Source organism: Nonomuraea sp. NPDC002799, from assembly GCF_053592075.1.
This window is the reverse complement of the sequence record NZ_JBSFVA010000080.1, coordinates 1-14,042: the sequence shown is the minus strand read 5'-3', so window position 1 is coordinate 14,042 and position 14,042 is coordinate 1. Positions and strand designations below refer to the sequence as shown.

At 70.7% G+C, this 14,042-nt stretch carries 11 protein-coding genes; 4 read left to right on the top strand and 7 right to left on the bottom strand.

The annotated features are described in order from the left end of the window. A partial coding sequence (dnaE, locus tag ACWD0F_RS50855; RefSeq protein WP_449890187.1) for a DNA polymerase III subunit alpha occupies positions 1–1,640 on the bottom strand: 1,640 nt, incomplete at its 3' end. Positions 1,641–1,891: 251 nt separating this feature from the next. On the opposite strand from dnaE, the gene ACWD0F_RS50850 reads away from it, so the two are divergent. The 4 genes from ACWD0F_RS50850 (at position 1,892) to ACWD0F_RS50835 (ending at position 7,873) form a co-directional block, all read left to right on the top strand. Beyond that, positions 1,892–3,445, top strand: a complete 1,554-nt coding sequence (locus ACWD0F_RS50850; RefSeq protein WP_449890185.1) for an alpha/beta fold hydrolase — start codon at positions 1,892–1,894, stop codon at positions 3,443–3,445. 133 nt (positions 3,446–3,578) lie between these two features. Continuing rightward, on the top strand, positions 3,579–4,187 hold the full coding sequence (locus ACWD0F_RS50845; RefSeq protein ID WP_449890183.1) for a TetR/AcrR family transcriptional regulator: 609 nt from the start codon (positions 3,579–3,581) through the stop codon (positions 4,185–4,187). After that, the gene (locus tag ACWD0F_RS50840) at positions 4,188–5,924 is read left to right on the top strand and encodes an ABC transporter ATP-binding protein (RefSeq protein WP_449890181.1); all 1,737 of its coding nucleotides are present in this window, start codon (positions 4,188–4,190) and stop codon (positions 5,922–5,924) included. Then, positions 5,921–7,873 (top strand): ABC transporter ATP-binding protein, encoded by a 1,953-nt coding sequence (locus ACWD0F_RS50835; protein ID WP_449890179.1) that lies wholly within the window; start codon positions 5,921–5,923, stop codon positions 7,871–7,873. The genes ACWD0F_RS50840 and ACWD0F_RS50835 overlap by 4 nt, the downstream gene beginning before the upstream one ends. A gap of 39 nt (positions 7,874–7,912) precedes the next feature. Here ACWD0F_RS50835 and ACWD0F_RS50830 read toward each other — a convergent pair whose 3' ends face one another. The 6 genes from ACWD0F_RS50830 to ACWD0F_RS50805 all read right to left on the bottom strand — a co-directional run. Beyond that, positions 7,913–9,577, bottom strand: coding sequence for an MFS transporter (locus ACWD0F_RS50830; protein ID WP_449890178.1), 1,665 nt, complete (start codon positions 9,575–9,577; stop codon positions 7,913–7,915). Beyond that, positions 9,577–10,518, bottom strand: coding sequence for an NAD-dependent epimerase/dehydratase family protein (locus ACWD0F_RS50825; RefSeq protein WP_449890176.1), 942 nt, complete (start codon positions 10,516–10,518; stop codon positions 9,577–9,579). The genes ACWD0F_RS50830 and ACWD0F_RS50825 overlap by 1 nt, the downstream gene beginning before the upstream one ends. A gap of 80 nt (positions 10,519–10,598) precedes the next feature. After that, positions 10,599–11,600: a nucleoside hydrolase gene (locus ACWD0F_RS50820; protein ID WP_449890175.1), complete on the bottom strand. Its 1,002-nt coding sequence runs from the start codon at positions 11,598–11,600 to the stop codon at positions 10,599–10,601. A 78-nt stretch (positions 11,601–11,678) separates the two neighbouring features. Continuing rightward, positions 11,679–12,785: a bifunctional WXG100 family type VII secretion target/C40 family peptidase gene (locus ACWD0F_RS50815; protein ID WP_449890189.1), complete on the bottom strand. Its 1,107-nt coding sequence runs from the start codon at positions 12,783–12,785 to the stop codon at positions 11,679–11,681. Beyond that, positions 12,785–13,081, bottom strand: coding sequence for a hypothetical protein (locus ACWD0F_RS50810; protein ID WP_449890174.1), 297 nt, complete (start codon positions 13,079–13,081; stop codon positions 12,785–12,787). The genes ACWD0F_RS50815 and ACWD0F_RS50810 overlap by 1 nt, the downstream gene beginning before the upstream one ends. A 123-nt stretch (positions 13,082–13,204) precedes the next feature. Next, positions 13,205–14,042 (bottom strand): LamG domain-containing protein (locus tag ACWD0F_RS50805; protein ID WP_449890172.1); only part of this gene is annotated, 838 nt, incomplete at its 5' end.

Below are 14,042 nucleotides of genomic sequence, written 5' to 3'. Positions count from 1 at the left end.
ATGACCGCCGCGGCGTGCACGCCGGTGCCGCGGATCAGGCCCTCGATGCCGCGCCCGGTGTCGATGACCTTGCGCACGTCGGCGTCGTTCTCGTAGAGAGAGCGGATCTCGGCGCCCTCGATGTAGCGCGGATGGTCCTCGTTGAACATGTCCGCCAGCGGGACGCCCTTGCCCATGACGTCCGGCGGCATCGCCTTGGTGATCTTGTCGCCCATGGCGAACGGATAGCCGAGGATGCGGTTGGCGTCCTTGACGGCGGCCTTGGCTTTGATCGTGCCGAACGTGTTGACCTGCGCGGTCGCTTCCGTGCCGTATTTCTGGGTGACGTAGTTGACCATGCGCTCGCGCTGACGGTCGTCGAAGTCGAGGTCGATGTCGGGCGGGCTGATGCGCTCGGGGTTGAGGAACCGCTCGAACAGCAGGCCGTGCTCCAGCGGGTCGAGCTCGGTGATGCGGGTGGCGTAGGCGACGATCGAGCCGGTGGCGCTGCCTCGGCCCGGCCCCACGGCGATGCCGTTGTCACGGGCGTGCTGGCAGATGTCGGCGACGACGAGGAAGTAGGAGGAGAAGCCGAGCGGGCCGATGACCTTCATCTCGGTTTCGTAGCGCTCGGTGACCTCGGGCGGCACCGGGGTGCCGTAACGCAGCTCCAGGCCGCGCTCGACCTCCTTGCGCAGCCAGGACTCCTGCGTCTCGCCCTCGGGCACGTCGGGATACTGGGGCATGCGGTCGACGTAGGTGAAGACGTCGCTGTAGTCGCCCACCATCTCGGCCACCAGCAACGTGTTGTCGCACGCCTGCGGCAGCTCCTTGAACAGGGCGTACATCTCGTCGGCGCTCTTGAGGTAGTAGCCCGACCCGTTGAAGCGGAACCGGTTGGGGTCGTCCTTGTTCTTGCCCACGCCGACGCACAGGAGGCTGTCGTGCGCGTCGGCCTGGTCCTCGGTCACGTAGTGGCTGTCGTTGGTGCCCAGGAGCGGGATGCCGACCTGCTCGGCCAGGCGCAGCAGGTCGGCGCGGACGTCCCGCTCGATGTCGATGCCGTGGTCCATCAGCTCCAGGAAGTAGTTCTCCTTGCCGAAGATCTCCTGGTATTCGCCGGCCACCCTGACGGCCTCGTCGTACTGGCCGAGCCGGATCCGGGTCTGGACCGCGCCGGAGGGGCAGCCGGTGGTGGCGATGATCCCGTTCGCGTATTGGGAGATGAGGTCCTGGTCCATGCGGGGCTTGGAGTAGTAGCCCTCGAACGAGGCCAGCGAGGACAACTTGAACAGGTTGCGCAGCCCGGCCGCGTCCTTGGCCCACATGGTCATGTGGGTGAACCGGCCGCCGCCGGAGACGTCCTTGCCGCCCTCGCCGTCGGCCACCCCGGTCTCGGCGCGCTGCCCCCAGAAGACGGGCTTCTTCACGAACCGGTTCTCCGGCGCCACGTAGGCCTCGATGCCGATGATCGGCTTGACCGCGCTGCTCTTGGCGACCTTCTGGAACTCGTAAGCGCCGAACATGTTGCCGTGGTCGGACATCGCGATGGCGGGCATCTCGAGCCGCTCGGCCTCCTTGAACAGCGGCTTCATCTTGGCCGCGCCGTCCAACATGCTGTACTCGGTGTGTACGTGCAGATGCACGAACGACTTGCTCACCCGTTCCCCTTACCTCGCGCCCCGGACCGACTGCACGCACGAGCCTATTCCGTCTTGTGAGGCCGTTGGGGCATCGCGCCCCATGGGCCGATGTCTTGTCGCGAGCCCGTACGGACGGTGACGGCGCTCAGCAGAATATTTCTCATCTTGCTTCGCGCCCGCGGCCGTCCAGGCATCATCTAGACCGGCCACATCTAGACCGGCCACGCGCATCCGAGCCGGCCGCCTGATCGACCGAGGATTGGAGCAAGGTGCGAAGGACATCTCCGCTGCTCGCCGCCGCCTTCGTCGTGGCGACGGCGGTGTTATCCGTTCCGACGGCCGGCGCGGCCACCGGAGCCGTCCTGTCGCCGGCCGCCGCCCGAGCCGGCGCGCCGGGCGGCATCGCCTGGGCGCCCTGCGCGGAGGAGCCGTCGGCCGAGTGCGGCACGCTCGCCGTCCCGATCGACTGGAGCCGCCCGCGCGGCGCCACCGTCGGCCTGGCCGTCGCCCGGCGCAAGGCCACCGACCCCGCCGCGCGCGCCGGATCGCTGGTGATCAACCCGGGCGGTCCCGGCGGGTCCGGGGTGGAGGCCGCCTTCGGCGCGCCGGACTTCTTCACCGAGGAGCTCCAGCGGCGGTTCGACATCGTCGGCTTCGATCCCCGGGGGGTCGGCCGCAGCCATCCGGTGGTCTGCTCGGCGTCGGTGTACAACCGGATGCCGTACGCGGTCATGACGAGTCAGGCCGACTTCGACAGGTGGACGGCCTACGCCAAGCGGTTGCGCAAGGACTGCCGGGCCCGCACCGGCCCCCTGTACGACCACGTCGACTCGGTCGACGTCGCACGCGACCTGGACGCCCTCCGCGCCGCCCTCGGCGAGGACAAGCTCACCTTCTACGGCATCTCGTACGGGACCCTGATCGGCCAGATGTACGCCGAGCTGTTCCCGAACCGGATCCGGGCCATGGTCCTGGACGGCAACATGGACCACAGCCTCGGCGTCAAGGCGTTCCTCGACACCGAGGCCGCGGCCGTCGAGGACGCCTTCGACGAGTTCGTCGCCTGGTGCGAGCACGAGAGCGGCTGCGCCCTGCACGGCCGGGACGTCCGGGCGCTGTGGGAGAAACTGCTGGCCAGGGCGCGGGCCGGGGAGCTGTACTACCCGGGCGTCCCGGACCGGCCGATGACCGAGCTGCAGGTGCTCTGGCAGGGCGTGCTGGGCAACGAAGGTCCCGCCTGGCAACTGCTGAGCGAGACGCTGCGTGCCCTGGACGGCGGGACGCCGCCGGAGTGGCTGCCCCCGCTGCCCGGCCGTCAGCCCGTGACGGGGGAGACGGCGCGGCTTCCGACCGCGATCCTGTGCGCGGACTACCGGTTCCGGGTGCGCGATCACCAGGAGTACGCGGCGCTGCTGCGCAGCTCCGGCCGCCGGGCGCCGGACATGCGCCTCAACCCGATGCCGATCGAGGACCTGCCCGTCTGCCTCGGTCATCCCGTCACCAACCCGCAACACCGCCTGCGCTACACCGGCAGCGCTCCGCTGCTGCTGGGCAACTCGCTGCACGACCCGTCCACTCCGTACGCGTGGTCCGCCAACGTGGCCAGGCAGCTCGGCCGCAAGGCGGTGCTCATCACCTATGAGGGCTGGGGCCACCGCATCTACGGCAAGGACGAGTGCAGCACGGTGCCCATCGACGACTACCTGATCTCGCTGGTCGTGCCCCCGCACGGCTTCCGCTGCCGGGTGGGCGGCAATGCCCCGAAGACGGTCAAGCGGCAGTCCCAGCTCTGGCCCACGGACGCGCTCCCCTGGAGCGGCTGACGAACACCCGCTCCGTCCGGCCCAGAAGGCCGGACGGAGCCCGCCGACTGCGTCGCGAAATATAATGATTTGAACGAGTGAGTACTCGCTCATTAGTATGTCCCGCATGACCAGAAGGCGAAGGGTGCCGGCCATGGCGCCTGAAGACCGTCGTGCCGCACTCATCGCCGCCACCATCCCCCTGCTGCGCGCCTACGGCACCGCCGTCAGCACCCGCCAGATCGCCGAGGCCGCCGGCGTGGCCGAAGGCACGATCTTCGGCGTCTTCCCCGACAAGGTCTCCCTGCTGCGAGCGGCGCTGATGAGCGCGTTCGACCCGCAGCCGGCCCTGGACGCGCTGGCGGCCATCGACACCACGACCGAGCTGCGCGCGCGGCTGCGCGAGGCCGTCACGATCTTGCACGGCGGCATGAACGACAACGCCAACCTCATCGCCGCGCCCAGAGAGCTGCTGGCCGACAAGGCCGAGTTCCACGAGCGGATGATCGACGACCGGCGGCGGACGCTGGCCGGGCTCGCCGCCCTGGTGGAGCCCGACCGTCACCTGCTGCGCCGCTCTCCCGAGGCCACGGCCCAGCTGCTGCTCATGCTGATCGCGGTCACCGTGCACCGCGCCTTCGGCCACGGCGGCGACTCCGGCGACTCCGGCGACATGGATGACGCGGAGATCGTCTCCGTGCTGCTCGACGGGCTGCTCGTGCGGCCTTCCCCCACCACCCCTCCGACAGGAAGCACCTCCTAGATGCTGCTCCGCCTGCTGCGGGTCCAGCTCAGGCCGTACCGGAAAGAGATCACGCTCGTCGTCCTCTTCCAGTTCGTGCAGACGCTGGCCACGCTCTATCTCCCCACACTCAACGCCGACATCATCGACAAGGGCGTCGTCACCGGCGACACCGGCTACATCATGCGCATCGGGCTGGTGATGCTCGGTGTGACGCTCATCCAGATCGCCTGCTCGATCGTGGCCGTCTACTACGGCTCCCTGATCTCGATGGCCCTGGGCAAGGACCTGCGGGCCGCCATCTTCCACCGGGTGCAGGACTTCTCCGTCCAGGAGGTCAACCGGTTCGGGTCGCCGTCCCTGATCACCCGGACCACCAACGACGTGCAGCAGGTCCAGTTGCTGGTGCTGATGACGTTCACGATGATGGTCGCCGCGCCGATCATGTGCGTCGGCGGCATCGTGCTGGCGCTCCAGCACGACGCGGCGCTGTCGTCGTTGCTGCTCGTCGTGCTGCCCGTGATGGTGGTCATCGTGGGTGTGATCGTGTTGCGGATGCGCCCGCTCTTCCGCACGATGCAGGAGCGCATCGACCGGATCAACCAGGTGCTGCGCGAGCAGATCACCGGCATCCGGGTCATCAGGGCCTTCGTCCGCGACCAGCACGAGCGCGAGCGCTTCGGCGTGGCCAACGCCCAGCTCACCGACGTGTCGCTGCGGGTCGGGCGGCTGATGGCGCTGATGTTCCCCGCGGTCCTGCTGGTGGTGAACGTGTCCAGCGTCGCCGTGGTCTGGTTCGGCGGCCACCGCATCGCCGACGGGGACATGCAGGTGGGCGCGCTGACCGCGGTCATCTCCTACCTGATGCAGATCCTCATGTCGGTGATGATGGCGACCTTCATGTTCATGATGATCCCGCGCGCGGAGGTCTGCGCCGAGCGCATCGAGGAGGTGCTCGGCACCGAGCCGACCGTGCACCCGCCGGCCACCCCCCTCACCCCGGACAGCAGGCTCGGCGAGCTGGAGTTGCGGTCCGTGGGCTTCCGCTATCCGGGGGCCGAGGAGCCGGTGCTGAGCGAGGTCAGCTTCGCGGTGCGGCCCGGCCGCACCACCGCGATCATCGGCAGCACGGGCAGCGGCAAGACGACGCTGCTCAACCTCATCCCCCGCCTGTTCGACGCGACCGACGGCGAGGTGCTGGTCGACGGCCTCAACGTGCGCGACCTCGACCAGGCCGTGCTGTCCCGGGCGGTCGGCCTGGTGCCGCAGTCGCCCTATCTCTTCTCCGGCACCGTCGCCTCCAACCTGAGGTACGGCAGGCCGGCCGCCACCGACGAGGAGTTGTGGCGGGCCCTTGAGGTGGCCCAGGCCCGCGAGTTCGTCGAGGCGCTGCCCGGCGGTCTGGAGGAGCCGATCTCCCAGGGCGGCACGAACGTCTCCGGCGGCCAGCGCCAGCGCCTGGCCATCGCCAGGACCCTGGTGCACCGGCCGGAGATCTACCTGTTCGACGACTCCTTCTCCGCCCTCGACTACGCCACCGACGCCCGGCTGCGCGCCGCACTGGCCGAGGAGATCACGGACGCCACGATCGTCATCGTGGCCCAGCGGGTGAACACGATCCGCGACGCCGACCGCATTCTCGTGCTCGACGAAGGCCGTGTGGTGGGCAGCGGCGACCACGCCGAGCTCATGACCTCCTGCCCGACGTACCGGGAGATCGTTCTGTCCCAGCTCACGGAACAGGAGGCCGCGGCATGACCGCACAGACGTCCCCGCGCCGCCCCCGGCCCGAACCCGGGCCGGCCCGGATGATGTCCGGGCCCGCCGAGAAGGCCCTGGACTTCGGCGGCTCGCTCCGCCGCGTGCTGCGCCTGCTGCATCCCGAGCGCACGCTGCTGGCCGTCGTCCTGGCCCTCGGCACGGTCAGCGTCGCGCTGACCGTGACAGGTCCCAAGATCCTCGGCCAGGCCACGGACCTGATCTTCTCCGGCATCATCGGCGGCGGGCTGCCCGCGGGCAGCACCAAGGAACAGGCCGTGGCGGGCCTGCGCGCCCAGGGCCAGGACACCTTCGCCGACATGGTGTCCGCGATGAGCGTCGTGCCCGGCCAGGGCATCGACTTCACCGCGCTGGCCCAGGTGCTGGGCTGGGTGCTGGCGATCTACCTGCTGGCGGCGGCGCTCGGGATCGCGCAGTTCCGGCTGACCACGGTCGTCGTGCAGCGGGCGGCGTCCCGGCTGCGCGAGCAGATCGAGGCCAAGCTGGCGCGGCTGCCGCTGAGCTACTTCGACGGCCAGCCACGCGGCGAGATCCTCAGCCGCGCCACCAACGACACCGACAACATCGCCCAGACGCTGCAGCAGACGATGAGCCAGCTCATCTCGTCGGTGCTGACGGTGGTGGGCGTGCTGGTGATGATGTTCTGGATCTCACCGGTGCTGGCGCTCATCGCGCTGGTCACGGTGCCGGTCTCGATCATCGTCACGGCGGTCATCGGCAAGCGGTCGCAGCCGCAGTTCGTCAAGCAGTGGTCCTCGACGGGCAAGCTCAACGGCCACATCGAGGAGATGTACGGCGGCCACACGCTCATCAAGGTGTTCGGCCGGCAGAAGGAGGCCGCCGAGACCTTCAGCGAGCACAACGAGGCCCTGTTCGCCTCCAGCTTCCGCGCCCAGTTCATCTCGGGGATCATCCAGCCGGCGATGATGTTCATCGGCAACCTCAACTACGTGCTGGTCGCCGTGGTGGGCGGGCTCAAGGTGGCGTCGGGCTCGATCTCGCTGGGCGACGTGCAGGCCTTCATCCAGTACTCCCGGCAGTTCAGCCAGCCGCTGACCCAGGTGGCCGGCATGGCGAACCTGGTGCAGTCGGGCATCGCCTCGGCCGAACGGGTCTTCGAGCTGCTGGAGGCCCCCGAGCAGTCCGGGGAGCCCGCCGAGCCCGCACGGCCCGAGCAGGTCAGGGGCCGCGTGGCGTTCGAGGACGTGTCCTTCCGCTACGCGGAGGACCGGCCGCTGATCGAGAACCTGTCGCTGACCGTGGAGCCCGGTCAGACCGTGGCCATCGTCGGCCCCACGGGAGCGGGCAAGACCACGCTGGTCAACCTCATCATGCGCTTCTACGAGGTGACCGGCGGCCGCATCACGCTCGACGGCGTCGACGTCGCGGAGATGTCCAGGGAGGAGCTGCGCGCCAACATCGGCATGGTGCTGCAGGACACCTGGTTGTTCGGCGGCACGATCGCGGAGAACATCGGCTACGGGGCGGAGGGCGCCACGCGTGAACGGATCGAGGCCGCCGCGGAGGCCGCGCACGTCGACCGCATCGCGCACACGCTGTCCGACGGCTACGACACGGTGATCGACGAGGAGGGCGCGACGGTCAGCGCGGGCGAGAAGCAGCTCATCACGATCGCGCGGGCGTTCCTGTCCGAGCCGGCGATCCTGATCCTGGACGAGGCGACCAGCTCGGTCGACACCCGGACCGAGGTGCTCATCCAGCGGGCGATGAGCTCGCTGCGCGAGGGGCGCACCAGCTTCGTGATCGCCCACCGGCTCTCCACGATCCGCGACGCCAGCCTGATTCTGGTCATGGAGAACGGGCGGATCGTCGAGCAGGGCACGCACGAGTCGCTGTTGGCCGCGGGCGGCGCCTACGCCGGCCTGTACTCGGCCCAGTTCGCCGAGGCCGCGGTGGTGGTGGAGTAGCACTCCGCCACTGGACGCGCCGCGTCCTGGCGATCCGGGTCAGGAGACCCGCCGATCGCCCAGGACGCGGCGCCACAGGCCGTGCCCGAACTGCTGCGCGTTCCGCTCGGGCCTGCTGCACACGCTCTCGGCCCAGATCAGGTGCCGCACGCGTGGCCCGGTGCCCGTCACCAACAGCCGGTGGGCCCGCTCCTCCAGCTCCCGGTCGCTGACCGTGCCGCGCTCCAGGTGCTGGCGCAGGTGCTCGTGCCAGGTGGCGATGGTGAACGTCTCCACGAACAGGGTCGGGTCGTCGACGTCCTGGTACAGGCCCCACAGGTTCGCGCCCGTCCGCTTGCGTGAGCGGCGTACCTGGTGCATGACGTGCACGAACTCCTCCGCGTTCGGCGGCGGGACGTGCCAGTCCACGCTCACGAGCACCGGGCCGGCGTCGGAGTGGAAGCGGACCGGAGCCGGCTCCGGCCAGTGCTGGACGGTGGTCATGTCCAGCCGGCGCTCGGGCAGGGGCAGCGTCACCACGCTGATCGCGGTGGCGAGGAGCAGCCCGGCGCCCGCGATCAGGAAGGCCGTGCTCAGGTTGGCGTTCGCGATGGCGCCCCAGGCGACGGCGCCGAGCGCCTGCCCGCCCATGAACACGAGCTGGAAGTAGGCGAGAGCCCTGGCCCGGGTCCAGGCCGGCAGCAGGATCTGGGCGGCGGCGCTGAGCGTCGACTGCACCGCGATCCAGGTCAGCCCGATCACGACCAGCGCGACGGAGACCAGGACGGTCGAGTGCGCCACGCCGGCGACCGTCATCGCGACCGCGTAGACGGCCATGGCCATGTTCACCACGGCGGTCGGCCCCGCCTTGTCGTTCACCCGGGGCATGACGAAGGCGCCGGCCACGGCGCCGACGCCCACACTGCCCAGCAGGAGCCCATAGCCGTTCGCGCTCAGCCGCAGGTTCTCCCGCGCGATGACCGGCAGCAGCGCCCACAGGGCCGCGGCGAAAAGGGTGAAGAGGGCCGAGCGGGTGAGCACGGCGGTGAACATCGGCGCGTGGCGGATGTAGCGCCACCCCGCCGAGGCGGCGCCGAGCACGTGCTCGGTGCCGAGCGGGCGGTGGTCGGGCGGCCGGTTCCACTGGTAGAGCACCAGCAGCACGCCGAGGAACGACAGGGTGTTGAACGCGAACGTGGCGGCCGGGCCGATGACGGCGATCAGCGCCCCGCCCAGCGCCGGCCCCACCGCGCGGGCCACGTTCGCGTTGGCCCCGTTGAGCATGGCCGCCCGCGGAATCTCCTCCCGGCTGACCAGCTCGGGCTGGATCGCCTGGAAGGACGGGACCGACAGCGCCTGCCCGATGCTCATGAGCCCGATCAGCAGGAGCAGCGACCACGGGGTGACCATCCGCACCGCCGTGAGCACCGCCAGCCCGGCGGCGCCGGCGCACATCAGCGCCTGCCCGGTCAGCAGCAGCCGGCGCCGGTCGAGGATGTCGCCCAGCGCGCCGGACGGCACCACCAGCAGGAACACGGGCAGGGTGCCGGCGGTCTGCACGAGCGCCACGGCCAGCGTGCCGCCGCCGAGATCGCCCATCAGCCACTGCGCGCCCACGGTCTGCGCCCAGGTGCCGACATTGGCCACGAACTGCGCCATCCAGAGTGCGCGAAACGCCGGGCGGCGCAGCGGCGCCCAGGCGGACAACGTGCCCGCGTGCGGCATCAGGACGACGCGGCCAGGCCGAGCTGCACACCGGTGCCGCCGGTGGCCAGCGCCTCGCGGGCCGCCGGCCGGAGCCGGCCGTCGCCGTCCAGCAGGTCCCGCCACCCGTGCGCGGGCCGCCAGCCGAACAGGCGGGCCGCCTTGGCGCACGAGATCCCGGAGGTGTGCCCGCCTTCCTGCGGCCGCAGCTCCACCTCGTCGCCGAAGTACCGGCGCACCAGGTCGTGCAGCGGGTGGCCGGCCGCGTTGTCCTGGGCGGCGCAGTAGACGACCTCGTGACCGGGCACGTCCGAGGTCGCGGTCGCCTCGATGAGGGCGGCCAGGTCGTAGACGGAGACGTACGACCAGAAGGACGCGCTCGTCTCGGCGCCCCGCGCGCGCACGACCGGGCCGAGGTTGCGTTCGATGTTGCCCTCCCACTGCACCCACGTCGGCCGGATGGACACGCCCGCGAGGTCGCTGCGCTGCACCGAGGCGTCCATCAGCTCCTCGCCGAACCACTTCGCCAGCGCGTACGGGTCCTGCGGCCGGACCCGGTGCTCCTCGTCGATGGGCGCGTAGTCGGCGTGGAAGTAGCGGCGGGGGAAGGAGAAGCCCGGCACCGTCTCGCTGGAGATGTTCACGAACCGGCCGACCCCGGCCCGCTCCGCCGCCTCGATCAGGTGGTAGGTCGCCATCACGTTGTTCTGGAAGATCACGTGCGAGGGATGGTGCTTGGGACTGGGGATGGCGGCGGCGTGCACCACGACGTCGTGGCCGGGCACCACCGCGGCCACCTGCCCGGCGTCGGCGAGATCAGCCTGGATGTAGGCCGCGTCGCGGCCGCGTTCCTCCACCGCCGGCGCGTTGTCGGCCGCGGTCACCTCGTGCCCGGCCCGCACCAACCGGTGCACCGCGGCGGCGCCGACCTTGCCGCGGGCGCCGGTAACGAGTATGCGCATGAGTCTCGCCTACCCGCGTGCCGTTCATGCGTCACCTTCGTCACCGGCAAGAATGCGCCGCGGATCCGCGGGTTCGCCGGTCAGGGCCGGCCGTTCAGGGTGTCCAGGAAACGTTGCTCGAACGCGGCCTGGCCGGCCGCGATGCCGTACCGGAGCGGGCCGCCGGTGGGGGAGAGGAACGTGCGCCCGGCCGAGGGGCCCGTCAGCACCACGTCCAGGCGTCCGGTGGCGAACTCGACGTGCCCGGGACGCACGGCGCTCATCGCGGCCAGCGGGTCCCACCAGTAGAGCAGACCGGCCGCGATCAGGGGCTGGACCTCGGGATGCGTGACGATCCCCAGGACGGTGGCGGCGGCGGGCGTGCCGTGGTCGGCGGCCAGCCGGTCCAGGAACACGCTGGTGATGGGCGCCTGGTTGGCGGCGTCCAGCGGCACCACGCGCACGGTCCCGCCGCTCCTGGTGAGCACCGCCCGCGCGGCCGCCGGGTCGAGCCAGTAGTTGAACTCCTGCGTCCCGTCGAACTCGGGCGGGGTGCCGCAACACAGGTTTCCGGCCACCCGCACCGCTCCGCCCATCGTGGTCAGCCTGGCGGCGGAGGCGGGCAGCGCGGCGGCCGGGTTGCCGAGCGGGCCGGTGGCGATGATCTGGGCCGCAGGGTCGGCGCGCAGCACCTTCCTGATCAGCTCGGGCGCGCGCTCCTTCGACGGCGTCTCGGCGGCGGCGCATCCGGGGGTGGCCGCCTCCAGCACCCTGTCGAAGAGCTGTCTCAGCTCGGCGGGGAAGGAGTTGGCCGCCGTGCCGGACCCGTCGGCGATCTGCACGTCGCGCAGCCCGAAGCGCTCGGCCAGGCACCTCGCGTGCCGGATCGCCCGGCCCGGCAAGCCGGCGCCGGTGTTCGTCACCGTGATGGCGCGCAGGTCGATGCGGCCCGCCCGGTGCTCCTGCGAGAGGTAGGCCAGCGTCGCCGCGTCGTCGAAGTCCATGTCGGTGTCGAAGATGACGGCGGGCGGGCGCGCGTGGGCCGCTGCGGGGAGCGCGAGCGACGCCATGGCCAGGACGAAAGCGAGCAGGATCCTTTTCATACGGTTTCCCCGGGTTCGAGGCGATAGTCGAGGATCCAGTCAAGCCCGGAGCGGCTTCATTCCGGCGTCGTCGAGCGGTCAGGTGAAGCGGCGGTAGCTCACGGCGCGTCCGTCGTTCGCCACCACCCCCACCGTGACCTGCGCGCCCGGATGGGGCGCGTGGATCATCTTGCCGTCGCCGATGTAGACGCCCACGTGGCCGGCGGGCTGGCCGAAGAAGACGATGTCACCCGGCTGCGGCGTCGAGACCGGCTGCCCGCTCGCCTGATAGCCGGCGGCGGTCGTGTCACCGATCTTGATGCCCGCCTGGTTGAGGGTGTAGAAGACGAGCCCGCTGCAGTCGAACGCCGACGGCCCGTCGGCCCCCCACACGTACGGCTTGCCGAGGTGCAGTCGCGCGGCCTCGACGATGCGGGCCCCGGTGGCGGTGCCCGGTGAGAACGGCAGAGGTTGCGGAGCCGGGCCGCCGGGGCCGGCTCCGGCGGAGCCGCCCTGGTGGCCGGCGGACGTGCCGGGCGTCACCGAGCCGCCCTGCTTTCCGTCTCCGCTCTGGAACGACGTCTGCTGGATGTCCGGAGTCGGCTCCCAGCGGACGGTGTGACCGGGCCCCGGCACGAACGTCTGGTCGCCGGGTGACTTGATGGCGGCGAAGGTCGCGTCCCGCTCGCCCAGGTGGTGATTGATGTTCTTCATCGCCTCGGTCACGGCCGCGCTCGCGTCGCCGGCGTGCGGCCTGGCGTCCGAGGTCGCCGCGCTGACCAGCGGCGAGACGGCCTTGGTGTAGGCGTCGTCGTCGGCGTCGGGATGCGCCCTGGTGTAGGCGTCGACGTCGTCGAGCAGGTTGCCGCAGATCGTGCCCACCTTGGCCCTGGCCGTCTCCAGCGTGGTCGCGGCGGTGTCGAGCGCGTTCGCGCTGCTGTTGAGCGCGTCATGCAGGTCGTGTCCGGCCTTGCGATAGCCGGCCATGTAGGTGACGAACGCGTCGGCCGAGGCTCCCTGCCAGGCTTCGTCCACGTCCGTGACCGCCGTCTTGATCCGGCCGGCGTGGTCGCCCGTCTTGCTCGCCGCGCTCCGCCACCGCTTGGCGATGCCGCGGATGGTGTCAGGGCTGCCACTGAGGTTCTGCAGGATCCCGGCGAGCTCAGCGCCGCCCGGCAATGTGGTGATCTTCTCGGCCACCCCCATCACGTCGCCACCTCGCTGGCCTTGTTGGCCGCGCGCACGTTGTCCCGCACCTTGTCCAGGGCGCGCTCGACGCCTTCGAACTTGCCCTGGGCGTCTCCCAATTCGCTGTCGACCACGTTCTCGACCTTGTCGATGAGGGCGGCCAGGCCGGAGGAGTCGGCCAGCTTCCCGAAGATCGAGGAGTCGGTGCTCTTGGCCGGATAACCGCTGACCAGGTCGGCGATCTCCCGGGCCACCCCGCGAGCCGCCGATCCGCAGTCGTCGAGCGCTTGGAAGTGAAGAGCCAGGCCGGCCATCGACAGCTACACCCCCGAAAGATCCGTAATGTTCCTCCCCATCTTGCCCGAACGTCCCACCCAGCGCATCCGCCACAGAGGATCGGCCGGGCCTCTGTGGCGGGTCGTCCGCGAGTCGCGGGGTCAGCTCACGGGGGTGTTCATGTCGGTCTGGATCTGGGGTTGGGTGAGCGCCCCGTTGTAGATGCGGACCTCGTCGATCTGCCCGCTGAAGACCTGGCTCAGGAGGCTGTTGCCGCCGATCCGCAGCGCGCCGCCGTCCGTGCGGATGTTTCCGGTGACGGCCTGCTGCGACACCTGGACGCCGTTGACGAACAGGCGTATGGCGGCGCCGTCGTACGTGGCCGCCAGATGGGACCAGGTGTTGACCGGCAGCGCGGCGGTGCTCGCCAGGTTGGCCGCGGCCGTCGTATGCACACGGGCATGCGCGCGCTGGTCCGGCGCGCCCGCGGAGAGGGCGTAGGCCAGGCCGCCCGAGTGCCGTTTCATCACCACGGTCCGCCAGTTGCTGACGGAGGCCGGCCGCACCCACGCCTCCAGCGTCATGCCGCCGGTCAGCCGCAGGCCGGCCGAGTCGGGTACGTTGACCCAGCTGTAGAGGCCGTTGAAGGACAGGGCCCGGCCGTACCTGCCGCTCGCCGTCCAGCTCGTGCCCGTTCCGGTGCCGTGGTTGCCGCCGCCGGAGGAGTCGGCGACCGCGCTGCCCGTGCCCTCGTTCATGCCGTACGCGGCCACCAGGCCGGTCGTGGGCGGCACCGGCGTGAAGACGGCGGTGTACGTGGTCGCCGTCGCGGGCGCCACGACCTGGTGAGAGGCTGCCCCTCCGTCCGACCACGACGTGAAGGTGTGGCTCTGGCCGCCGGACGTCTGCGGCGAGGGGGCCGAGATCGAGTTGCCGGAGCCGGCGATGACGGTGCGGGTGAACGGGGTGGTGGTCTGCTCGCTGTTGAAGCCGATCTGC

Excerpts from the sequence above, each read along its gene's own strand:
- ACWD0F_RS50840 (WP_449890181.1), top strand. The coding sequence starts at position 4,188 with ATGCTGCTCCGCCTGCTGCGGGTCCAGCTCAGGCCGTACCGGAAAGAG.
- ACWD0F_RS50835 (WP_449890179.1), top strand. The coding sequence starts at position 5,921 with ATGACCGCACAGACGTCCCCGCGCCGCCCCCGGCCCGAACCCGGGCCG.
- ACWD0F_RS50815 (WP_449890189.1), bottom strand. The coding sequence starts at position 12,785 with ATGGGGGTGGCCGAGAAGATCACCACATTGCCGGGCGGCGCTGAGCTC.
- ACWD0F_RS50810 (WP_449890174.1), bottom strand. The coding sequence starts at position 13,081 with ATGGCCGGCCTGGCTCTTCACTTCCAAGCGCTCGACGACTGCGGATCG.
- ACWD0F_RS50845 (WP_449890183.1), top strand. The coding sequence starts at position 3,579 with ATGGCGCCTGAAGACCGTCGTGCCGCACTCATCGCCGCCACCATCCCC.
- ACWD0F_RS50830 (WP_449890178.1), bottom strand. The coding sequence starts at position 9,577 with ATGCCGCACGCGGGCACGTTGTCCGCCTGGGCGCCGCTGCGCCGCCCG.
- ACWD0F_RS50820 (WP_449890175.1), bottom strand. The coding sequence starts at position 11,600 with ATGAAAAGGATCCTGCTCGCTTTCGTCCTGGCCATGGCGTCGCTCGCG.
- ACWD0F_RS50825 (WP_449890176.1), bottom strand. The coding sequence starts at position 10,518 with ATGCGCATACTCGTTACCGGCGCCCGCGGCAAGGTCGGCGCCGCCGCG.